The organism is Parvibaculum sp., assembly GCF_035325945.1.
Lineage (GTDB): Bacteria > Pseudomonadota > Alphaproteobacteria > Parvibaculales > Parvibaculaceae > Parvibaculum.
Map to the genome: position 1 here is coordinate 37,758 of NZ_DAOKYX010000001.1, position 18,329 is coordinate 56,086.

Sequence of the window (18,329 nt, forward strand, 5' to 3'; positions counted from 1 at the left end):
AATTCGACAACCGGACGATCTCTCATTCATATTTGAATATGAATTGCCTTTTATCGACGAACAGATATACGTTTTCGTATGACAAAATCACAACCCGGCTGGGAGCTTTACCGGACCTTTCTCGCCGTCATGCGGGAGGGCAGCCTTTCCGGGGCGGCCCGGGCGCTGAACCTCACCCAGCCCACTGTCGGGCGCCATGTGGACGCGCTGGAAGAGGCGCTGGGGCTCGCGCTCTTCACCCGCTCGCAGACGGGTCTCAACGCCACGGAGGGCGCGCTTGCGCTCGTCCCGCATGCCGAGGCGATGGCGAGCGCGGCCGAGGCGCTCCAGCGCGCTGCGTCCGGCGAAGCCGAGGAGGATCGCGGCACCATCCGCGTCACGGCGAGCGAAATCGTCGGCACGGAGGTGCTGCCACCCATCCTTGCCGCCTTCCGCGAGGCGCATCCGCGCATCGCCATCGAACTCCTGCTCTCGAACCGCGCGGAAGACCTGCTGCGGCGCGAGGCCGACATCGCCATCCGCATGGTGCGGCCGACGCAGAGCGCGCTCGTCGCGCGCAAGATCGGCACCATTCACCTCGGGCTTCACGCGCATCCGCGCTATGTGGAGGCGCATGGCAAGCCAGCGACGCTGGAGGAAATCGAGGCCCATCCGATCATCGGCTTCGACCGCGAACCCTCGCTGCGCCGCCTCGAGGGGCTCGGCTTCACGCCCTCGCGCGAACTCTTCGCCTTTCGCTGCGACAGCGACGTCGCGCAATATGCGGCGCTTCGCGCCGGCTTCGGGCTCGGCATCTGCCAGAACGCGCTCGCCCGGCGCGACGGGCTCCTCCCCATCCTCCCCGGGACCATCGGCTTCAAGCTCGAGGTCTGGGTCGTGATGCATGAGGACCTGAAGACGAGCCGGCGCGCCCGGCTCATGTTCGACCATCTGGCGGAACATCTGGCTGCCCACATCGCCTCGGAAGGACATTGATCCTACGCATACTGAGGGTCGCCAGGCCAAATGGCTTCTGCTATATGAGCCCAAACCCCAGGATTACGCGAGGTCAAGTTGCATGTCTGAAACGAGTACCAAGCCGGCCGCCGGCGCCAATCCACAGCTCCCTTCCTTCAACTGGCAGGACCCCCTGCTCATCGAGGAGCAGCTCACCGAGGAAGAGCGGATGGTGCGCGACGCCGCCCGCGCCTTTGCCGAGGAGCGGCTCTTCACGCGCGTGAAGGAAGCCAACCGGCACGAGATCTTCCACCGCGAGATCATGAACGAGATGGGCGCACAGGGGCTTCTCGGCTCCACCCTGCCGGAGAAATATGGCTGCGCGGGCCTCTCCTATGTCTGCTACGGCCTCGCCGCGCGCGAGATCGAGCGCGTGGACAGCGGCTATCGCTCGGCAATGAGCGTGCAGTCCTCGCTGGTGATGCACCCCATCAACGCCTATGGCACGGAGGCGCAGCGCGAGAAATATCTGCCTAAGCTCGCAACCGGCGAATGGGTCGGCTGCTTCGGCCTGACGGAGCCCGACCATGGCAGCGATCCGGGATCGATGAAGACGCGCGCGAAGAAGGTCGATGGCGGCTACATCCTCAACGGCGCCAAGATGTGGATCACCAATGCGCCCATCGCCGATCTCGCCGTCGTCTGGGCGAAGACGGATGATGACGTCATTCGCGGCTTCATCGTCGAGCGCAGCTTCAAGGGCTTCTCGACGCCCAAGATCGAGGGCAAGTTCTCGCTGCGCGCCTCGGTGACGGGCGAAATCTCGTTGCAGGACGTCTTCGTGCCGGACGAGAACCTGCTGCCGAATGTGCGCGGCCTTGCCGGCCCCTTCGGCTGCCTCAACCGCGCGCGCTACGGCATTGCCTGGGGCGCGATCGGCGCCGCCGAGTTCTGCTGGCATGCCGCCCGCCAGTACACGCTCGACCGCAAGCAGTTCGGCCGGCCGCTGGCGGCGAACCAGCTCATCCAGAAGAAACTCGCCGACATGCAGACCGAGATCACGCTCGGGCTTCAGGGCTGCCTCCAGCTCGGCCGCCTCTTCGATGCCGGCAAGGCCGCGCCTGCCGCCATTTCGCTGATGAAGCGCAATAATTGCGGCAAGGCTCTTGATATCGCCCGCACGGCGCGCGACATGCATGGCGGCAATGGCGTCTCCGACGAGTATCACGTCATCCGCCACGTCATGAACCTCGAGGCCGTCAACACCTATGAAGGGACGCATGACGTGCATGCCCTTATCCTCGGGCGCGAGATCACGGGCATTCAGGCCTTCTCCTGAGGCGCGGAGCCGCAACGGAAAGATGTCGTTGCGGCAAGGTGCGCTCCGGATTTTTCGAGACAGGGCATGAGTTGATCTGGAAAGTCGCTCCTTTCCGGCTCATGCTCCGGGAGCCATGCGCTCCAGGGAGAGCATCTTGACCGAGACGACATCCTCCGCTTCCGCCCCTTCGGCGACGAACACGACTTTCACCGTGCTTGCGGCCATCAGCTTCTGCCATCTGCTCAATGACATGATGCAATCGCTGCTGCCCGCGATTTACCCGATGCTGAAGGAAAATTACGGTCTCGATTTCGGTCAGGTGGGTCTGATCACCCTCACCTATCAGCTCACCGCCTCGCTCCTCCAGCCACTTGTCGGCTATTACACCGACAGGCGCTCGAGCCCGTGGTCGCTCGCCATCGGCATGGGCTTCACGCTGGTGGGACTGCTGCTTCTGTCGTCGGCCGCGCATTTTCTGCTGCTGCTACTCGCCGCCGCGCTCATCGGCACGGGCTCGTCCGTCTTTCATCCGGAATCCTCGCGCGTCGCGCGCATGGCATCGGGCGGGCGACACGGACTTGCGCAATCGCTCTTTCAGGTGGGCGGCAATGCGGGCTCCGCCATCGGCCCGCTCGTCGCCGCCTTCATCGTCATCCAGAGGGGCCAGGGCAGCGTCGCCTGGTTCTCCATCGCGGCGATGATCGGCATCGTGCTCCTGTGGCATGTCGGCATCTGGTACAAGCGCAACGCGATGCCGCCCGTGACGGGAGCCGCAAGATCCGGCGCCATTCGCACAAGCGCCGTTTCGCCCGAACGCGCGCGCATGGCCATCGCCATTCTGCTGGTGCTGATCTTCTCCAAATATTTCTATCTCGCCAGCATCACGAGCTATTACACCTTCTATCTCATCGACAAATTCCATGTGTCGATCGAGAGCGCGCAGGTGCATCTCTTCATCTTCCTTGGCGCGGTCGCGGCCGGCACGATCATCGGCGGCCCGCTCGGCGACCGCTTCGGGCGCAAATATGTGATCTGGGCCTCGATCCTCGGCGTGCTTCCCTTCACGCTCATCCTGCCTCATGTCGGCCTTTTCTGGACGAGCCTCCTCAGCATTCCGATCGGCCTCATTCTCGCCTCGGCCTTCCCTGCGATCATCGTCTATGCGCAGGAGCTGATGCCGGGCCGCGTCGGAACGGTCGCGGGCCTCTTCTTCGGCTTTGCATTCGGAATGGGCGGCATCGGCGCCGCGGTGCTGGGCGAGCTTGCCGACTTCACGAGCATCGAGTTCGTGTATCGGGTCTGCGCCTTCCTGCCGCTGCTCGGCCTGTTCACGGGCTTCCTGCCGAATATCGAGCGGGCAGCCGCGTCTGCCCGCTGAGAAGCGGGCAACGCAAATTCAGGCGGGCCTCACGCCTCGTGCTTTGGCCCCCATTGGCGAACGCGGCCGACATCGACATGCACGAAATCCGATGCCGGATAGTAGCCGACGCCGCCGCGCCGGAGCGACAGCGCCGCCTTGTGCACGCGGGAAAGATCACGCCCCGGCACGCGAATGTCGATCGCCTCGCCAACCATGTGGAGACTGCGCTTGGCGACGCCGTGGCTCGCCCGGGCGAGAAGACTGTTCGTCTTCGGTGAGCGATAGCCGGAAATGACGTGATAGGGCTCATGCGTGTCGAGCTTGTGGCACAGCTCGGACAGAAGATCGAGCAGGCGCACGTCGATGTGATGCTCGTCGCCCGAGCGATGATCGCGAAGAAGTTTCTTCACGTCGCGCAACGCGTCGGGAATGTAGACGCCATCGGCCCAATAGGTCGTGGAAAGGCTTTCGCCCGTATGCGTGTTATAGAATTTGAGCATGCGCGGCGTCGCCACCGACGCGATGGAAGGCCGCGGCAGAATGACGGAAGCTGCCGCAGTCGCGCCGAGAGCCAATACGCCTCTGCGTGTGATCACCGACCTCACATCCACCTCTTGAGTTCGACGTGAAGCCCACCCGCCCGATCCCCGTATAGGGTTTCGGACCCGATGCGTCAAACGCAATGACGCGATTGCCGTTATGGAAAACGCGCGTCGCGCCTCACGCGCCGCAGCTTTTCGCGGCGGCAGCGGGCTCTCCCGATTGCGCAAAACGGTGCTGCCTGAGCGCATCGAGCAGCCTTTCGTCGCGGCCATATATGTCGTCGCGAAACTCGACCGTTCCATCCTCATCGACGAAGCTCGTCCAGTAGACGATGACGATCGGCACTTCATCCGTGAGCGGAATACGCTGCGTCTTTCCATCTGCGATCACGCCTTCGATGCGTTCGCGCGGCCAGCCGGTATCGTTGCCAAGCAGATGCTCGGCAAGCGCGAGCGGCTTTTCGAGGCGGACACAGCCATGGCTTCGCGCGCGATCGTCACGCGCGAAGAGGCGGCGCGCGGGCGTGTCGTGCAAATAGACATCGAAGGAACTCGACAGCTCGAACTTGATGCGGCCGAGAGAATTCCTTTCACCTGGCGCCTGCACGATCTGATTGTCGCGCCAGTACATGTCGTTCTTCTCGAGATAGTCGGGCTCGCGCGTCAGCGCCGGCAGGATCTCCTTGCGCATGATCGACGACGGGACGACCCAGGGCGGGTTGACGACGATGGAACTTATGACGCTGCGCAGGATCGGTGTCGGCGTTTTCTTCTTGCCGACCACCGCACGCATCTCGAGCACGGGGGCGCCACCGACGATGAGCTTCGCGGTCGCGGCGGCCGCGTTGACCTCGACACGCGTCGGCGAGATCGCGCCCGACAGCATGCGCCAGCGCTCGAGATTGACGGCGATCTGCGCGGCGCGGTCTGCCGCCGCGACGTTGAGCGCTTCGAGCGTCTTTCGGCCGACAACGCCATCGGCGCTCAGACCGTGGCGGTCCTGAAATCGCTTGAGCGCCGCGACGAGCGCGCCATCTAGACGGCTGCCGGTGGCGGAAGCATCCGCCGCATCGAGATCGCCCTCGGCCGCGAGCCTCCGGCGCAGGGTGGGCACAAGCGGGCTCGCCTCCCCCGACTTCACCGCCTTTGCGGGCGCATCAAGCATCGCCCATCCGCCCTTTGCCGCCATGTCGGCATAGCGCGCATAGGCGACGACGAGGCGCGCATATTCCGGCTGGGATGGCGGCAGCGAAGCAAGCCAGGCCGCGAGCGAATGTGTGGCGAAGGCATCGCGCAGCCCCGCGACGGGGTCGGTGACGGGCCGGGGAAAGTCGATATCGCTCTCGATGCTTTCGAGTTCGAGGCGGCCGTTCCGCATATCGCGTGCATATCGGAGGGCGGCGTCCGTCAGCAGGAGATCGCGGGCGCGCGCATCCCTGATGGCGTCGCTGCCCTTCAGTTCGGCAAGATGAAAGTCGCGCGGGTCGAGCCCCTGCTCCCCGACAGCGGTGAGCGCCTTAATGAGCGTGGCTGCATCCGCCGCCGACCAGACGCAGACACCGCCCGATCCGCCATAGAAGCGGCGCAGCGAATTGAAATCGAGCGTCGCGCTTACGGAGCCGGGCAACGCCGCAATCGCTGACAATGGATCGGAACAGGCTGCGGCTTGCGCGGAAGGCGCGCCCGCGATGCAGGAAAACGCAATCGCCATGGCGCCGGCGAACATTCGGAAATGATGCCAGGCGGCGAAGGAGTACCCCTGCGAACGGGGCTTCGGATTGGAACGCAACACCTGAACGAAACCCTGCTTTCAATATCGAGCCGCCCGATTGCGCCGTAAGTGACAGGATACACCGAAACGGGTCGCCCTTGTGGGCCGATCGCCGGGACCAGGCGTCGCGTGGATAGCTTGCGTCCGGGCACGGCCGGCTTTCGCTTTCGAGGCTGACGGCGAGCGGCACTTCGATCATCATCGCCCTGCCGCACCGGCATGGCCGGATTGCCACCGAGACAGAAAGACGAGAGATCGAGAATGACGACGCCCCTGCCAGACGGAATCTGGATTTCAAACGAGAACCCGGAACGGCGCGAGGGCGCGGCCGCGCTCTTCCTCGATCGCGATGGCGTCATCGTGCGGGAGGTCGATTATCTCTTCCGCCCCGAGGATGTCGTTCTCGAGCGCGGGGCGGCGAAGCTCATCGGCTGGGCGCATGCGCAGGGGCTTGCGGTTGCCGCCGTCACCAATCAGGCGGGCATCGCGCGGGGGCGTTTCGGCTGGCCGGACTTCGAGGCGGTGGAGGCGGAGATCGCGCGCCAGCTCCGGGCCGCCGGAGTCGCGCTCGATCTCATCGTCGCCTGCGCCTATCACCCCGACCACACGGATGGCTATGACGACGCCCATGCGCGCTGGCGCAAGCCCGGCCCGGCCATGATCGATCTTGCCGCCGAAAAGCTCGGCATCGACCGCAGCCGGAGCTTCATGATCGGCGACAAGGCAAGCGATGTGGAAGCGGCGAGAAACGCGGGCCTTGCCGGCGCCATTCATGTGCTCACCGGCCATGGGCCCGAGGAGCGCGGGGCGGCCATGACGCTGGCGCGGCCAGGCTTCGAGGTCATCGCCGCCGCCGATCCGGAGGAAGCGCTTGCGCTTCTCAGCGCCCGGCGCTTCGGTGCCGCCCGATAGGCAGCGCCGCCCCTTGCGCGCAAGGCAGTGGGCCTGTTCAATGGCCGCACGATTCCACCGCTGCCCCGGACATCATCCCATGAGCGTTCCCTATTACGAGCCCACTCTCGCTGGCCGCGAGAGAGAATATCTGGACGAAGTCCTGTCGGCAAAGCAGCTAGCGGGGGACGGGAAGTTCACCAAGGCTTGCCACGCATGGCTCGAGGAGAAGACGGGCGCTGCGCGCGCGCTCCTCACCCATTCGGGCACCGGCGCGCTCGACATGATCGGCCTGCTGCTCGAAATCGAGCCGGGCGACGAAGTCATCATGCCATCCTACACTTTCGTCAGCACGGCCAATGCAATCGCGCTGCGAGGCGGCGTCCCCGTCTTCGTCGACATTCGCGCCGACACGCTCAACATCGATGAAAATCTGATCGAACAGGCCATCACGCCGAAAACGCGGGCCATCATGCCGGTGCACTACGCGGGCGTCGGCTGCGAGATGGATACGATCATGGCGCTCGCGGCGAAGCACGGGCTCGCCGTCGCCGAAGATGCGGCGCAGGGTTTCGGCGCCTTCTATCGGGGCAAGGCGCTCGGCACTTTCGGCGCGCTCTCCGCGCTGAGCTTCCATGCGAGCAAGAATGTGGTGGCGGGCGAAGGCGGCGCGCTGCTTGTCAACGATCCCGCATACCGGCTGCGCGCCGAGATCGTGCGCGAGAAAGGCACGAACCGCAGCCAGTTCTTTCGCGGCGAGGTGGACAAATATACCTGGGTCGATCTCGGCTCGTCCTTCCTGCCGAGCGAGATCACGGCGGCGCTGCTGCTCGCCCAGCTCGAACAGGCCGAGGCGATCAACCAGCGCCGCGTCGCGCTATGGGGGCGCTATCACGAGGCGCTTCGCCCGCTCGAAGCCCGCGGCCTCGCGCGACGCGCGGAGATACCACAGCATTGCGCGCATAACGGCCATATTTATTGGCTCGTCTTCGAGACCGGCGACCTGCGCGCAAGGGCGCGCGAACTTCTCGTCGCTCAGGGCATCATGGCCTCGGCGCATTACGCGCCGCTGCACAGCTCTCCCGCCGGTCAACGCCTCGGTCGCGCGGCAAGTGCGATGAAGGTTGCCGATCATGTCGGCGAAGGGCTGCTGCGCATGCCGCTCTATGCGCATATGCCGGACGACGTGATCGAGCGCGCGGCCGCCGCGCTCGCCACGCTCTGAGGACTGGCGCCTTCCGCGTCAGGCGGTCTGCACGATCCGCGTTCCGTCCGGGAGCACGAACCGCGCCTCGATGCCGAGACGCCGTACGATCGCTTGCGTCTCATCGAGCGGCATCAGCGAAAAGGCGGTCGAAAGCGCATCCGCCCTCGTCGCGCTCGGCGCCAACACCGAAACGCCGAGATAGCGCCTCGCCGTCAGCCCCGTTCGCGGATCGAAGATGTGGTTGCTGCGCCCCGCCGGATCGAAGACCGTGCCATAGCCGCCCGACGTCGCAATGGCGAGATTGGCGAGTTCGACCGTTTCGGCGATGCGATCCGGCTTTCGCGGATCCTCGATGCCGACGCGCCACGGTTCGCCGGAAGGGTTCTCGCCCAGCGCGCGGATTTCACCCATGTCGACCAGCGCACGCTCGATCCCCGAGGCCAGCAGAAGCTCCGTCACGCGGTCGGTCATGTAGCCTTGCGCGATGCCGTTGAAGGTGAGCCCCATGCCGGGACGCATGAATTCCACCCGCGAGGCATCGAAGGCGACGGAATCATGGCCGACCGATGCGAGGGCGCGCGCACGCTCATGCGCCGATGGGCCGTCCTTGTCCGCGCCGGGTTTCGAGAAGTGCTCGGCATAGAGGCGCCAGAGCGGCTGCACAGTGATGTCGAAAGCGCCGCCCGTCATGCGGGCATAGTCTTCGCTTTCGCTCAGAAGCCGCAGAAAATCCGCAGGCGGTTCCGTTATGCGGCCCTGTCGGTTGAGAAGCGAGATCGCGGTGTCGGGCGCATAGAGACTGAAGATCCGCTCCAGACGCCGCACTTCGGCGATGGAGCGCTCGATCAGGCGATCCGCCACCTTCGGGTCGGGATGGTTGATGCGGAGCATGGCATCGGCGCCAAGCGCTACGCCGCGCCAGCTTCTGAGGTTCGCCTGTCCGCCCTGCGCCGCCGCACCCGGCATGCGCGGCATGAGAGAAAATCCTGCGGCCGCCGCCGTGATGGTGATGAATCGCCTGCGCGTCACGCTCATCTCCGATCCTCCTTGTCCGTGGCGTCAGCAGATGAGGGCTCCGCGCCGGGGAAGACGTAATCGTCGGGCATGTCATTGAAACCGACCACCCTGCCGCCTGCCTTGCCCACGAAATCCTCCGCCTGCTGCTGTTCGCCGAAGGGAATGGCCTCATCCGCCTCCATGCCGCCACGCCGGCTGCTGCCGATCACGTACCAGGCCTTGCGCGCGTCGATCCATGTTCCGGGCTCGGGCTGGTTCCAGTTCTTCGCCTTGCCCATGTCGTTGACATAGATCGCGGTGACGTTCTTCGGCTCCTCCGCCAGACGCATGAAGGCGAAAAGCTGCCGCACGGACGAAAACCAGTATGGGTCCGCCCTGCCCGCGACGAAAATCTGCGCCTTGGGGCCCGCATGTTCGGGAAGCGTCATCCCGCAGAAATGTCCGACGGCGACGTCGGACACTTCCGCAGGCGGCGGCGCCTTCGCCTGCTCCGGCTGGTCGCAACCGGACAGCGCGAGGACGAGAGCACAAACCGCAAAACTCCTCACAAGCGCATTCACAACTGTTTCCTCGCAAAAAGGAAGGTCGCAAGTCCGAGCGGCGCCAGAACCCATCCAACGAGCGTTGCGATCAGTACCGATGGCGCAAGATTGGCCTGCGATGCGATCCCCGCCATGCCAGAAAAGCGCGAGACATTCGCAAATCCCGTCAGATTGAGCAGGCGGTAGGCATCGGCCGGATTGAGCATGAGCAGAAGGTTGAGCCGCTCCGCCGTCAGTATGCGCCCCTGATCCGCCACCAGAATGCCGAGGATCGCCATGTCGTAGATCAGCACGAAGACGAGCCAGACGCCTATGGCGATGCCGCCCGCCGTGCCGCGATCGCGCACGGCCGCGCTGATGAGATAGCCGATCGAAACGAAAGCCGCGCCGAGCAGCACGCTTGTCCCGATCATGGCGGCGAACGCCTGCCAGGCGTCCGTATCGCCCTCGCCGTTCACCGCTTCGAGCGCGACGCCGGCAATGCCGTAACCGATCAGCGTGGCAACGGCGAGAATAGCGACATGGCCCGCGAATTTGCCGAGCATGACTTCCCAGCGCGAGACGGGATAGGTGAGAAGCAGGGCCATGGTGCCCCGATCCACCTCGCCGACCACGGCATCATAGGCAAGCAGCAGCGCGATCAGCGGGATCAGAAAGATCGTGAGGCTCGAAAGGCTGACGATGGTGACGGCGAGCGCGCCGACCCGCACTTCACCCGTGGGCGCGCTGCCGAGGAAGGCGAGCGTCAACGCCAGCGCCGCCAGCAGGCATGTGGTCGCCACGACCCACCTGTTCCGCAAGCCATCGCGGAATTCCTTGCCGGCAATGATCGCGACCGATCTCATGCGTCCTCGCGTGTCAGAAAATGCGCATACATGTCATCGAGGCCGGGCTGGTGAAGCTCGATGTCCTCGACGGAACAGGGAAGCTCCGACAGCGCCCGAATGGCGGCGATCTTCTCCTTCTCCGTGCAGCGAAGTTCGTATCGCGCCTCGCCGATGCGGCTCCAGCCGGCGGGGAGCCGCGCAGCCCCGGCCCTCTCGCTCAGCCGAAGCTCGATACGTATGGGCAGGCCAGCCGCCCGTCGCAGATCCGACATCGTGCCGTCGGCGACCTTCCGTCCGCGGTTCATGATGACGACACGATCGACCCTGCCTTCGAGTTCGGCCAGCGCGTGAGACGAAAGAAGGATGCAGGCGCCCTCCTCGCGCAGTTCGCGAAGGATGTCATAGAAGCTCTGCCGCAAGGCCGGATCGAGGCCGGTGGTGGGCTCGTCGAGGAAAAGCACCCTGGGGCGCCCGAGCAGCGCCTGCGCGAGGCCGAGGCGCTGGCGCATGCCCTTGGAATAGGTGACGACCCGCCTTCTCGCCGCCTGCGAAATGCCGACACGCTCGAGCAGCCTCGCATTGCCCGCGAGCGGCTGGCGCTTCAGCCGCGCATAAAAGGCGAGCGTCTCGACGCCCGTCATCGCCGGATGAAAGGCGATGTTCTCCGGCAGATAGCCGATATCCATGCGCACTTGCGCCGCCGCGCGGCTGGCCGGGTCCTCGCCAAGCACGCGAACATGGCCCGCATCCGGGCGAATGAGCCCAAGCATCAGCTTGATGAGCGTGCTCTTGCCCGCGCCATTATGCCCCGCAAGCGCAACGCACTCGCCCGGCCGCAACACGAGATCCACGCTTTCGACGGCGGCAACGCCGTCATAGGTCTTCGTCACGCCGGAAAGCTCGACCGATACATCACTCACGGCTTCACCTCCAGCCGGCTTGCCGCCGCGACATGCGGCGGGCTCATCAACGGCGCGCTGTCGATCACGCCGCCAGGATGAATGGCGGGGAACTGCGACTGCGCCCAGCGCACGACTTCCGTCGCCGGGCTGTTGAGCAGAAGCTTCGCCGCTGGCGCGCGCCAGAGCACCTGATCGAGGATTCCATTCGGGCGATAGGCCGTGTCGGCGACACCGTCGCCATCGAGATCGAAAGCGGCATTGTCGCTCCAGTAATTGCCACGCCCCTCCACCTGCCAGTCGAGCGCGCGGGTGCCGACATACATGACCTGCGTCTGATTGCCGATGAAGGCATTCTCCGAAATCCGGTTGCGCTCCGATCCCGCCGTGAAGTGCACGCCGATCCGGCAGCCCTCGAAGAGATTGTCCTCGAAGCGGTTCTTGTTGGCGTTGTAGATGAAGACGCATTTCTCGCTGCCGCGCACGACATTGCCGCTGATCTCGGAGCCATTGGCGAAATTGAAGAGCAGCCCGTGCTCGCGGTCGCCATCCGAGACATTGTCGCTGATGACAAGCCGGTCGGAATACATGATGGCGTAGCCGACATCGTTGCCGATGGAGAGATTACCGCTTACCTCGCTGTCATTCGTGTACATGTAGTGAACCGCGAAGCGGACATCGCGAAACCTGTTTCCGCGGAAGATGTTGTTGCGGCTCGTCGTGGTAAAGATGCCATCGCGGCCGGCGCTTATGTCATTGCCGATGACGATCGAGCCCGGCGTGTTCCAGAGCTGAACGCCATTGCCTCTTTCGCTGCGGCGCAAATCGTGCCGGCCGACGATCCGGTTCTCGCGCACCGTCGCATCGCGCGGACCCCAGAGATAGACACCGATTAGATTGTCGAGAATGTCGTTATGCTCGACCAGAACGCGATCGGCCGTTTTGTCGGCGAAGATCGCGGCGTCCATGTCGAACAGGCTGAGGCCGGAACCCTTGACCGTCAGATTGCGGATCGTGACATCCGGCGCCTCGATCCAGATCGCGCGGCCATCGCCCAGCCCCTCGACGATGGCGGAACGATCATCCGGCCCTTCTATGGTGAGCGGCCGCGTGACGACGACATTGCCCGCGTAACGCCCCGGAGCGAGGCGGAGCACATCGCCCGGCCTCGCGCGGGCGGCGGCCTCCTGAAGACTGTCGCCCGGCTGAAGCTCGATGGTGGCGGCGAGGCCCGGAAGGATCGACACGAGATTGAGGACGGCGATTGCCGCAACCGCCGCCCTCACTCTCCCGAACCATGACGGGCTCCACCGCACCGGATCAGGCCGGTTTCGGATGAACGAGCATCCGACCAGACATTTCCATGTGGAGCGCATGGCAGAACCACTGGCAATACCACCAATGCACGCCCGGCCGGTCCGCCTTGAAGGTGACGGAGGCCGTTGCCTGCGGCCCGATCTCCATCGCGATGCCATAGCGCACCAGCGTGAAGCCATGCGTCAGATCCTCGACCTCGTCCATATTGCTGACGACGATGGTCACCTCGTCGCCCTCATTGACCTCGAATTGCTCAAGGCTGAAGGTCGGCGCGGTCGAATACATATAGACGCGCACCTTGTTGCCGTCGCGAATGACATCCGCCGCCTCGTCGAGATCGACGCCATCCTTGGCGGCCATCTTCCGCACATCTTCCCATGTCGGATCGTCGCGCTTCCAGATGCTTACGGGGTTCACCTTGGAGCGGTGGACGATGCAGATGTCATGCGGCTCGGCGAAGCTCGGCCCGTCATGCACGAGCCTCATCTTGTCGCCCGATATGTCGATGAGCTGATCGTTCTCGGGCTTCAGAACGCCGGTATTGAGGAAGCGGTCCTTGGAAAACTTGTTGAGCGAAATGAGCCACTTTCCATCCGCTTCCTTCGTCTCGCCCATTGAAGTGTGGTTGTGGCCCGGCTGATAGTGAACGTCGAGCTTCTCGATGATCGGATCGACCTTCTTTCCCTGGAAGGCCTGTTTCGCCTTTTCGATGTTCCACTTCACCATCTGGCTGTCGATGAAGACGGTGGTGAAGGCGTTGCCCTTTCCGTCGAAGGCGGTGTGAAGCGGCCCGAGGCCCAGTTGCGGCTCGGCGACGACGCAATCGCGCGGCTTGATCTTGTCGTCGAAGAGATCGTCGAGCTTGCGCACGTCGATCACAGTCACGGTCGGAGACAGCTTGCCGTTGAAGACGACATGGATGCCATCCGGCGCCGTGTTGCAGCCATGAGGCGAGTTCGGTACGGGAATGTAGCGCGTGTATTTGGACCCGTGGCGGCCATCGACCACCGGCACGCCGCCGATCTTCTTGTAGTCGCCCTTCTTCACCGCCTCTTCGATGCGCTTGATGTTGAAGACCACCGCCCAGTCCTGCTCGGCCGAGGTCATTTCAGCAACCGTCACGCCCTTCTCGGAGTTGTAGCAGGTCGAGAAGGCGTATTTGCCCTGATAGTCGGCATCGCAATTGTCGAGATTGCCATCGACAAGCACCTGCCAGGCGACTTCCATCTTGTCGCCGTCGATGGCGGTGAAGACCGACCAGTAATTCTTCTTCGGATCGTCCAGCACCTTGCCATCATTCGGGATCGGAATGATGTGCTCGCTATTGGCGAAGACATAGCCGGTGCGAGGAAATTTCTGCGGCCGCAGGCCGTGAATGTCGGATGCGTTCGGCACCTCGATGATCTTGTCGGTCTTCATCACATCGCAGCGGATGCGCGCGACGCGGCAATTCGCCTTGTCGTTGATGAAGATATAGCGTCCGTCATAAGTGCCGTCCGTGAAGGACATATGCGGGTGATGCGCGTCGCCATTCATGAAGACGCCACCGCGCGTCTTCAGGAATTCCTTCGTCCGCTCGGTCAGCCCTTCCGTCAGGATCTTCAGGCTCTCATTGGTCTGGCCCCAGCCGGTGGCGCTGCACCTGTTGAAGACGGGGATGCGCATCAGCTCGCGCATGGAGGGGATGCCGATGATGCGCACCTCGCCGGTCTGGCCGCTGGACGAGAAGCCGTAATATTCGTCGAGATCGCCGGGGAGAACCTCGGAACTGAGCCCCTTCGCCTTCTTCTTTTCCGCCGCCTGCGCGCCGGCGATCAAATCGGATGCCGCGAGGCCGCCCGTCGCCCCGACGAGCCCCGCCACGCCCGCGACCGTCGCGGTGCCACTCAAAAGGCCGCGGCGGCTCACTCCTTTTTCGCTCTCATTGGCCATGATCGGCTCCTCTTTATACGGAGCGAAACGCTCCAGGGTTCATTTTCCCGCTGACGAGGGAGCCGGCGCTTCCGCGCGCGCGGCCCTCCCCTTCGACGTCGTCACGACAAGCCTTCTTTCCTCTTTGAGCCTCTTCTGGATCATCACCGGGCATTTCTGGTCGTGGTGGTAGAGCATCTGGCAGTGCAGGCACTGGATGCATTCGTTGGGATTGATCACGCCGTCGGGATGGATCGCCTGCACCGGGCACTCATTGGCGCAGCGCTGGCAGGGATTGCCGCAGGCGCGATAACGGCGCAGCCAGTCGAACATGCGGATGCGCGCCGGAATGGCGAGCGCGGCGCCCAGCGGGCAGAGGTAGCGGCAGAAGAAGCGCTCGATGAAGAGATTGGCGACAAGCAGCGCGACGGCGAAGGCGACGAACGGCCAGCTACGGATGAACCTCAGCACGATCGCCGTCTTGAAAGGCTCGACCTCGGACATGCGCTCGGCCAGCGCGAGATCGTAGAGGGCGAGGCCGAACAGGACGAGGAAGATGATGTATTTCAGCGCCCAGAGCCGCTGATGCAGGCCGAACGGCACCTCGATCTGGCGGATGCCGAGCAGGCGTCCTGCCTTGTTGGTGAGTTCCTGAAGCGCGCCGAATGGGCAGAGCCAGCCGCAGAAGGCGCCGCGATTCCAGAACAGGATCGAGGCGACGACCGCGAACCAGAGAATGAAGATCAGCGGGTCCATCAGGAAATATTCCCAATGGAAATCGGTTCTGAGCGCGTTGGAGAAGGTCAGCACATTGACGACGGAGAGCTGCGCCTGCGCGTACCAGCCGAGCCATACGAGCGTGAAGACGAGAAAACCGATGCGGAACCGCTCATAAAAGACGGGACGGCGCACGAGCCAATCCTGAAAGAAAAAGACCGCCGTCAGGATCAGAAGCGCCACCAGCAGCACCGCGATCTGGATGAGCTTGGTTCGCCATATCTTCTGCCAGAGCGGTTCTTCGCCCGGAGCGCCGGGCAAGACGCTCGCCGTTTGCGCCGATCCGATCTCGCCTGCGAGTGCCGAGGAAGAGGTCGCCGCTGGCGGCGCCGCGATTGCGGCGGGCCGTTGCGCAACCCGCGTATATTTTCCGGGCAGGGTGTAGCCGAGATCGAAGGTCAGGAAGGCCTTGTCGCGCGCGCCATAAGCGCGCTGGACGAGAAGTTGCAGACGCCATGGCGCGGCCGGATCGAAGGCCATGCCGCGCGGAACGGTGAAAAGGCCGATCTCCGGCAGTTCCGGCGCGCCTTCCGCCTCGATATCGCCGATCCGCTGGTGGTTCCTGTCGCGGAAACGGATGCTGTTTTCATCCTGCAGCAGCTCGATCCGGTCGAAGATGCCGCCGCGCACATAGCCCGATCCCTTGAACGAATAGTTCCCCTCCCCGCCAATGAGGAGCGCCTGCTGGCCGGGCTCGAGGCGCGCCCTCAGCCGCTCCCATCCCTCCTCGCCGAGAAGGCTCCTCCCGATCGACGGCACGCTGACAAGCGCCACATAAAGGTCGATGAAGGTATCGTCCGCATCGCCGGCCTCGGGATGGCGGATGGCGCCCCGGTTGCCCGTCCGCTCGAACGCCTTGTTGATCTCGCCGACCGTGAGATGCAGCCGCCGCACCGAGCCGTCGCCGATCAGTGTCTGCCAGTCCTCGACGGAAGATTTCTGCTCATCGATGACGCGCGTTTCCTGCGGCGCGGGCCGACCGCCCGCCTGCCCCGGCCCCTCGAGCCCCGTGGCACGCGCAATCGCAATCGCCGAGCGCGTGATGCTGTCGCCTATCACCATCATGCTGACGGTGGCGCCGCTGACGATATCCACGGGCGGACCGTTGCGCGTTACGGACGGAATGTCCCTGTAGTTCAGTCCGACATAGCCCTGGATGAAATGTTCGACCTTGGATTGCGGAATCCCGATCAGAACGATCGGCTCATGATGCTCGACGAGCTTTGCGCCGACGATGACGCCGGCATCGGAAAGACCGATGACGATGTTGATCGGCTTGCCCGAATAGCCGACCGAGTTCACGACGTCGCTGTTGAGATAGACGTAGCCGAGATGCCTGTTTCCCGCGAAGGCGGCCGCCACGGGCGGCGTGCCCTCGACGGCGCCGAATCTGTCAGCGCCCGGAAAAACGTCGGAAGGCATCAATTTCTGCAGAAATTCGGGCAGCCGGCTCGCAGCCATGGCCGGACGCGGCAGCAATGCAACAAGAGCTAACGGAATAAGCAGAAACGCAACAATTCGAATGACGAATCGGCTGCTGAACAAGGGCCCTCCCCACCGGCGCCGGGCGGCGCGGTCGTATTTTGTGGTGGCCCTGCGGCTCACAAGGCCGTCGGCAATTCGCATTCAACGCTCACGGAAGAGGGTAACATAGATGATCGTCCGGGCAACCATCGCCAATCCTGCGTGAGCGGTCTTTGATCGATCGCAATGACCGGAAAGATTTTTCGGTTAAACTTCAAGACAAATGCACCATCGGACGACAGGAGGGAGTCGGGTCTTGGTCGCATCGAAAAGTTTGCCGCCGCCCATATGCTCGCCTCACCAGCTCATGGCGATGGCGTATGCAATGGAGCGAGAATCGGCGCGGTGGTATGGAGAGCTTGCCGCCCGCATGAGGCTGCGCGGCGAAATGGCGCTGGCCTCGCTTTTCGATTTTTTCGCTTCCATCGAGGAGAAGCACGCGGTCCATATCACGACGCTTACGCAGGATGCGCTCGACCAGAGCATCGACCTTGCGCAAGCGTCGTGGGAGGTGCCCGAGAATTTCGACGAGGAGGCGGGAAGCTCGCACACGCTCACGCCCTATCTCGCGCTCGCCATCGCGGTTCGCAACGAGGAGCGCGCATTCGCCTTCTATACATATGTGGCCGCCGAAGCCCCGGACGAGCGCACACGGACGATTGCCGAGGATCTCGCCAGAGAAGAGCTCGACCATGCGGCCCTTCTTCGCGCGGAGCGCAGGCGCGCCTATCGCGCCGAGGACGGAACGAGGCGGGCACGCGCGGCCATTCCGGCTTCCACCGACGAGTTCTGGACGATCAGTCTTCGCGAGGAGTGGCGCGCCGCGCGCTACCACCGCGCACTCGGGCGCGTGCTCACCGATCTCGGCAGGGATGCCGCGCCCTTCATCGCCGCCGCCAGCGATGAGGAGAGCTGCGCCAATGAGGCGGCAGCCCTAACCGGCCAGGCCGTACCGGAGATCGCGCCGGAAGACCGGCCGACCGTCGAAGGCGGCCTTCGCCTGCTCGAAGAAGCCTTCGAGCGCTATTCCGACATTGCCGAGCGGACCGGCGATGAAGAAGTCATGCGCGTCTCCATGGATATGGCGACCCGGGCCCTCCGCCGCCTGAGCCTGGCGCTCGGCTCCCTGCCCGCAGCGAGATGATCGTCACTGGACGTGACGCTGTCGGTGCCGTCATGGCTCGACGCTGAACGAGGCATGCGTCGCTCGGATACCCCTGCCCGCCCGCCGCCCCCGAACCCGTCATCCACTTGCTTCCGCAGGACGGCAATCGGTAGCCCTGAAAATCTGGACGTCTTCCCGGTCTTTCCTCGTCAGTCCGGCCTCGGACCTATGAGAAAATTCCTACTTCGAATGGCCAGTTTGCGGGGAGCACAGGTCACCAACAGCCATTCACGCTCACGCCCGACATAGCTCCATCGGAAATTGTTACTTCCTCGGATATCCGAAATATGTGCCGGGAACGCCACGCGGCTGCCATGTGAAA

15 protein-coding genes are annotated in these 18,329 nt (G+C 64.0%); 6 read left to right on the plus strand and 9 right to left on the minus strand.

Translation table 11 applies throughout. The annotated features are described in order from the left end of the window. Positions 1–78 precede the first annotated feature (78 nt). The 3 genes from PKA57_RS00200 to PKA57_RS00210 all read left to right on the plus strand — a co-directional run bounded on the left by PKA57_RS00200 (position 79) and on the right by PKA57_RS00210 (position 3,635). A complete protein-coding gene (locus PKA57_RS00200; RefSeq protein ID WP_324296902.1) occupies positions 79–975 on the plus strand; it encodes a LysR family transcriptional regulator in 897 nt (298 codons plus the stop codon). Positions 976–1,057: 82 nt separating this feature from the next. After that, positions 1,058–2,275 carry an acyl-CoA dehydrogenase gene (locus tag PKA57_RS00205; protein ID WP_324296903.1) on the plus strand — a complete coding sequence of 406 codons (1,218 nt, stop codon included), beginning with the start codon at positions 1,058–1,060 and terminating at the stop codon, positions 2,273–2,275. A 136-nt stretch (positions 2,276–2,411) separates the two neighbouring features. Beyond that, a complete protein-coding gene (locus tag PKA57_RS00210; RefSeq protein WP_324296904.1) occupies positions 2,412–3,635 on the plus strand; it encodes an MFS transporter in 1,224 nt (407 codons plus the stop codon). A 29-nt stretch (positions 3,636–3,664) separates the two neighbouring features. On the opposite strand, the gene PKA57_RS00215 is transcribed toward PKA57_RS00210, so the two are convergent. Beyond that, positions 3,665–4,213: a DUF882 domain-containing protein gene (locus PKA57_RS00215; protein WP_324296905.1), complete on the minus strand. Its 549-nt coding sequence runs from the start codon at positions 4,211–4,213 to the stop codon at positions 3,665–3,667. 124 nt (positions 4,214–4,337) lie between these two features. Then, positions 4,338–5,870 carry a L,D-transpeptidase family protein gene (locus tag PKA57_RS00220; RefSeq protein WP_324296906.1) on the minus strand — a complete coding sequence of 511 codons (1,533 nt, stop codon included), beginning with the start codon at positions 5,868–5,870 and terminating at the stop codon, positions 4,338–4,340. Positions 5,871–6,191: 321 nt separating this feature from the next. Here PKA57_RS00220 and PKA57_RS00225 point away from each other — a divergent pair, with 321 nt between their 5' ends. Then, on the plus strand, positions 6,192–6,842 hold the full coding sequence (locus PKA57_RS00225; protein ID WP_324296907.1) for an HAD-IIIA family hydrolase: 651 nt from the start codon (positions 6,192–6,194) through the stop codon (positions 6,840–6,842). 79 nt (positions 6,843–6,921) lie between these two features. Next, complete coding sequence (gene rffA, locus PKA57_RS00230; protein ID WP_324296908.1) at positions 6,922–8,046, plus strand: dTDP-4-amino-4,6-dideoxygalactose transaminase; 1,125 nt, start codon at positions 6,922–6,924, stop codon at positions 8,044–8,046. An 18-nt stretch (positions 8,047–8,064) separates the two neighbouring features. Here the strand turns inward: rffA and PKA57_RS00235 are convergent, their stop codons facing one another. From PKA57_RS00235 to PKA57_RS00265, 7 genes are read right to left on the minus strand one after another with little or no spacing between them, the layout of a single operon-like run. After that, the gene (locus PKA57_RS00235; RefSeq protein WP_324296909.1) at positions 8,065–9,063 is read right to left on the minus strand and encodes an FAD:protein FMN transferase; all 999 of its coding nucleotides are present in this window, start codon (positions 9,061–9,063) and stop codon (positions 8,065–8,067) included. Next, complete coding sequence (locus tag PKA57_RS00240; protein WP_324296910.1) at positions 9,060–9,605, minus strand: nitrous oxide reductase accessory protein NosL; 546 nt, start codon at positions 9,603–9,605, stop codon at positions 9,060–9,062. Before PKA57_RS00240 ends, PKA57_RS00235 begins: the two co-directional genes overlap by 4 nt. Beyond that, the gene (locus PKA57_RS00245) at positions 9,602–10,432 is read right to left on the minus strand and encodes an ABC transporter permease (RefSeq protein WP_324296911.1); all 831 of its coding nucleotides are present in this window, start codon (positions 10,430–10,432) and stop codon (positions 9,602–9,604) included. Before PKA57_RS00245 ends, PKA57_RS00240 begins: the two co-directional genes overlap by 4 nt. Next, the gene (locus PKA57_RS00250; protein WP_324296912.1) at positions 10,429–11,334 is read right to left on the minus strand and encodes an ABC transporter ATP-binding protein; all 906 of its coding nucleotides are present in this window, start codon (positions 11,332–11,334) and stop codon (positions 10,429–10,431) included. The genes PKA57_RS00245 and PKA57_RS00250 overlap by 4 nt, the downstream gene beginning before the upstream one ends. Beyond that, on the minus strand, positions 11,331–12,599 hold the full coding sequence (locus tag PKA57_RS00255; protein ID WP_324296913.1) for a nitrous oxide reductase family maturation protein NosD: 1,269 nt from the start codon (positions 12,597–12,599) through the stop codon (positions 11,331–11,333). The genes PKA57_RS00250 and PKA57_RS00255 overlap by 4 nt, the downstream gene beginning before the upstream one ends. A 34-nt stretch (positions 12,600–12,633) precedes the next feature. Then, a complete protein-coding gene (nosZ, locus tag PKA57_RS00260; RefSeq protein ID WP_324296914.1) occupies positions 12,634–14,562 on the minus strand; it encodes a TAT-dependent nitrous-oxide reductase in 1,929 nt (642 codons plus the stop codon). Between the two features lie 39 nt (positions 14,563–14,601). Further along, positions 14,602–16,740 (minus strand): 4Fe-4S binding protein, encoded by a 2,139-nt coding sequence (locus PKA57_RS00265; protein ID WP_324296915.1) that lies wholly within the window; start codon positions 16,738–16,740, stop codon positions 14,602–14,604. A 415-nt stretch (positions 16,741–17,155) separates the two neighbouring features. Between PKA57_RS00265 and PKA57_RS00270 the strand changes: the two genes are divergently transcribed. Next, complete coding sequence (locus tag PKA57_RS00270) at positions 17,156–17,986, plus strand: ferritin family protein (protein ID WP_324297251.1); 831 nt, start codon at positions 17,156–17,158, stop codon at positions 17,984–17,986. Positions 17,987–18,329: the final 343 nt, after the last annotated feature.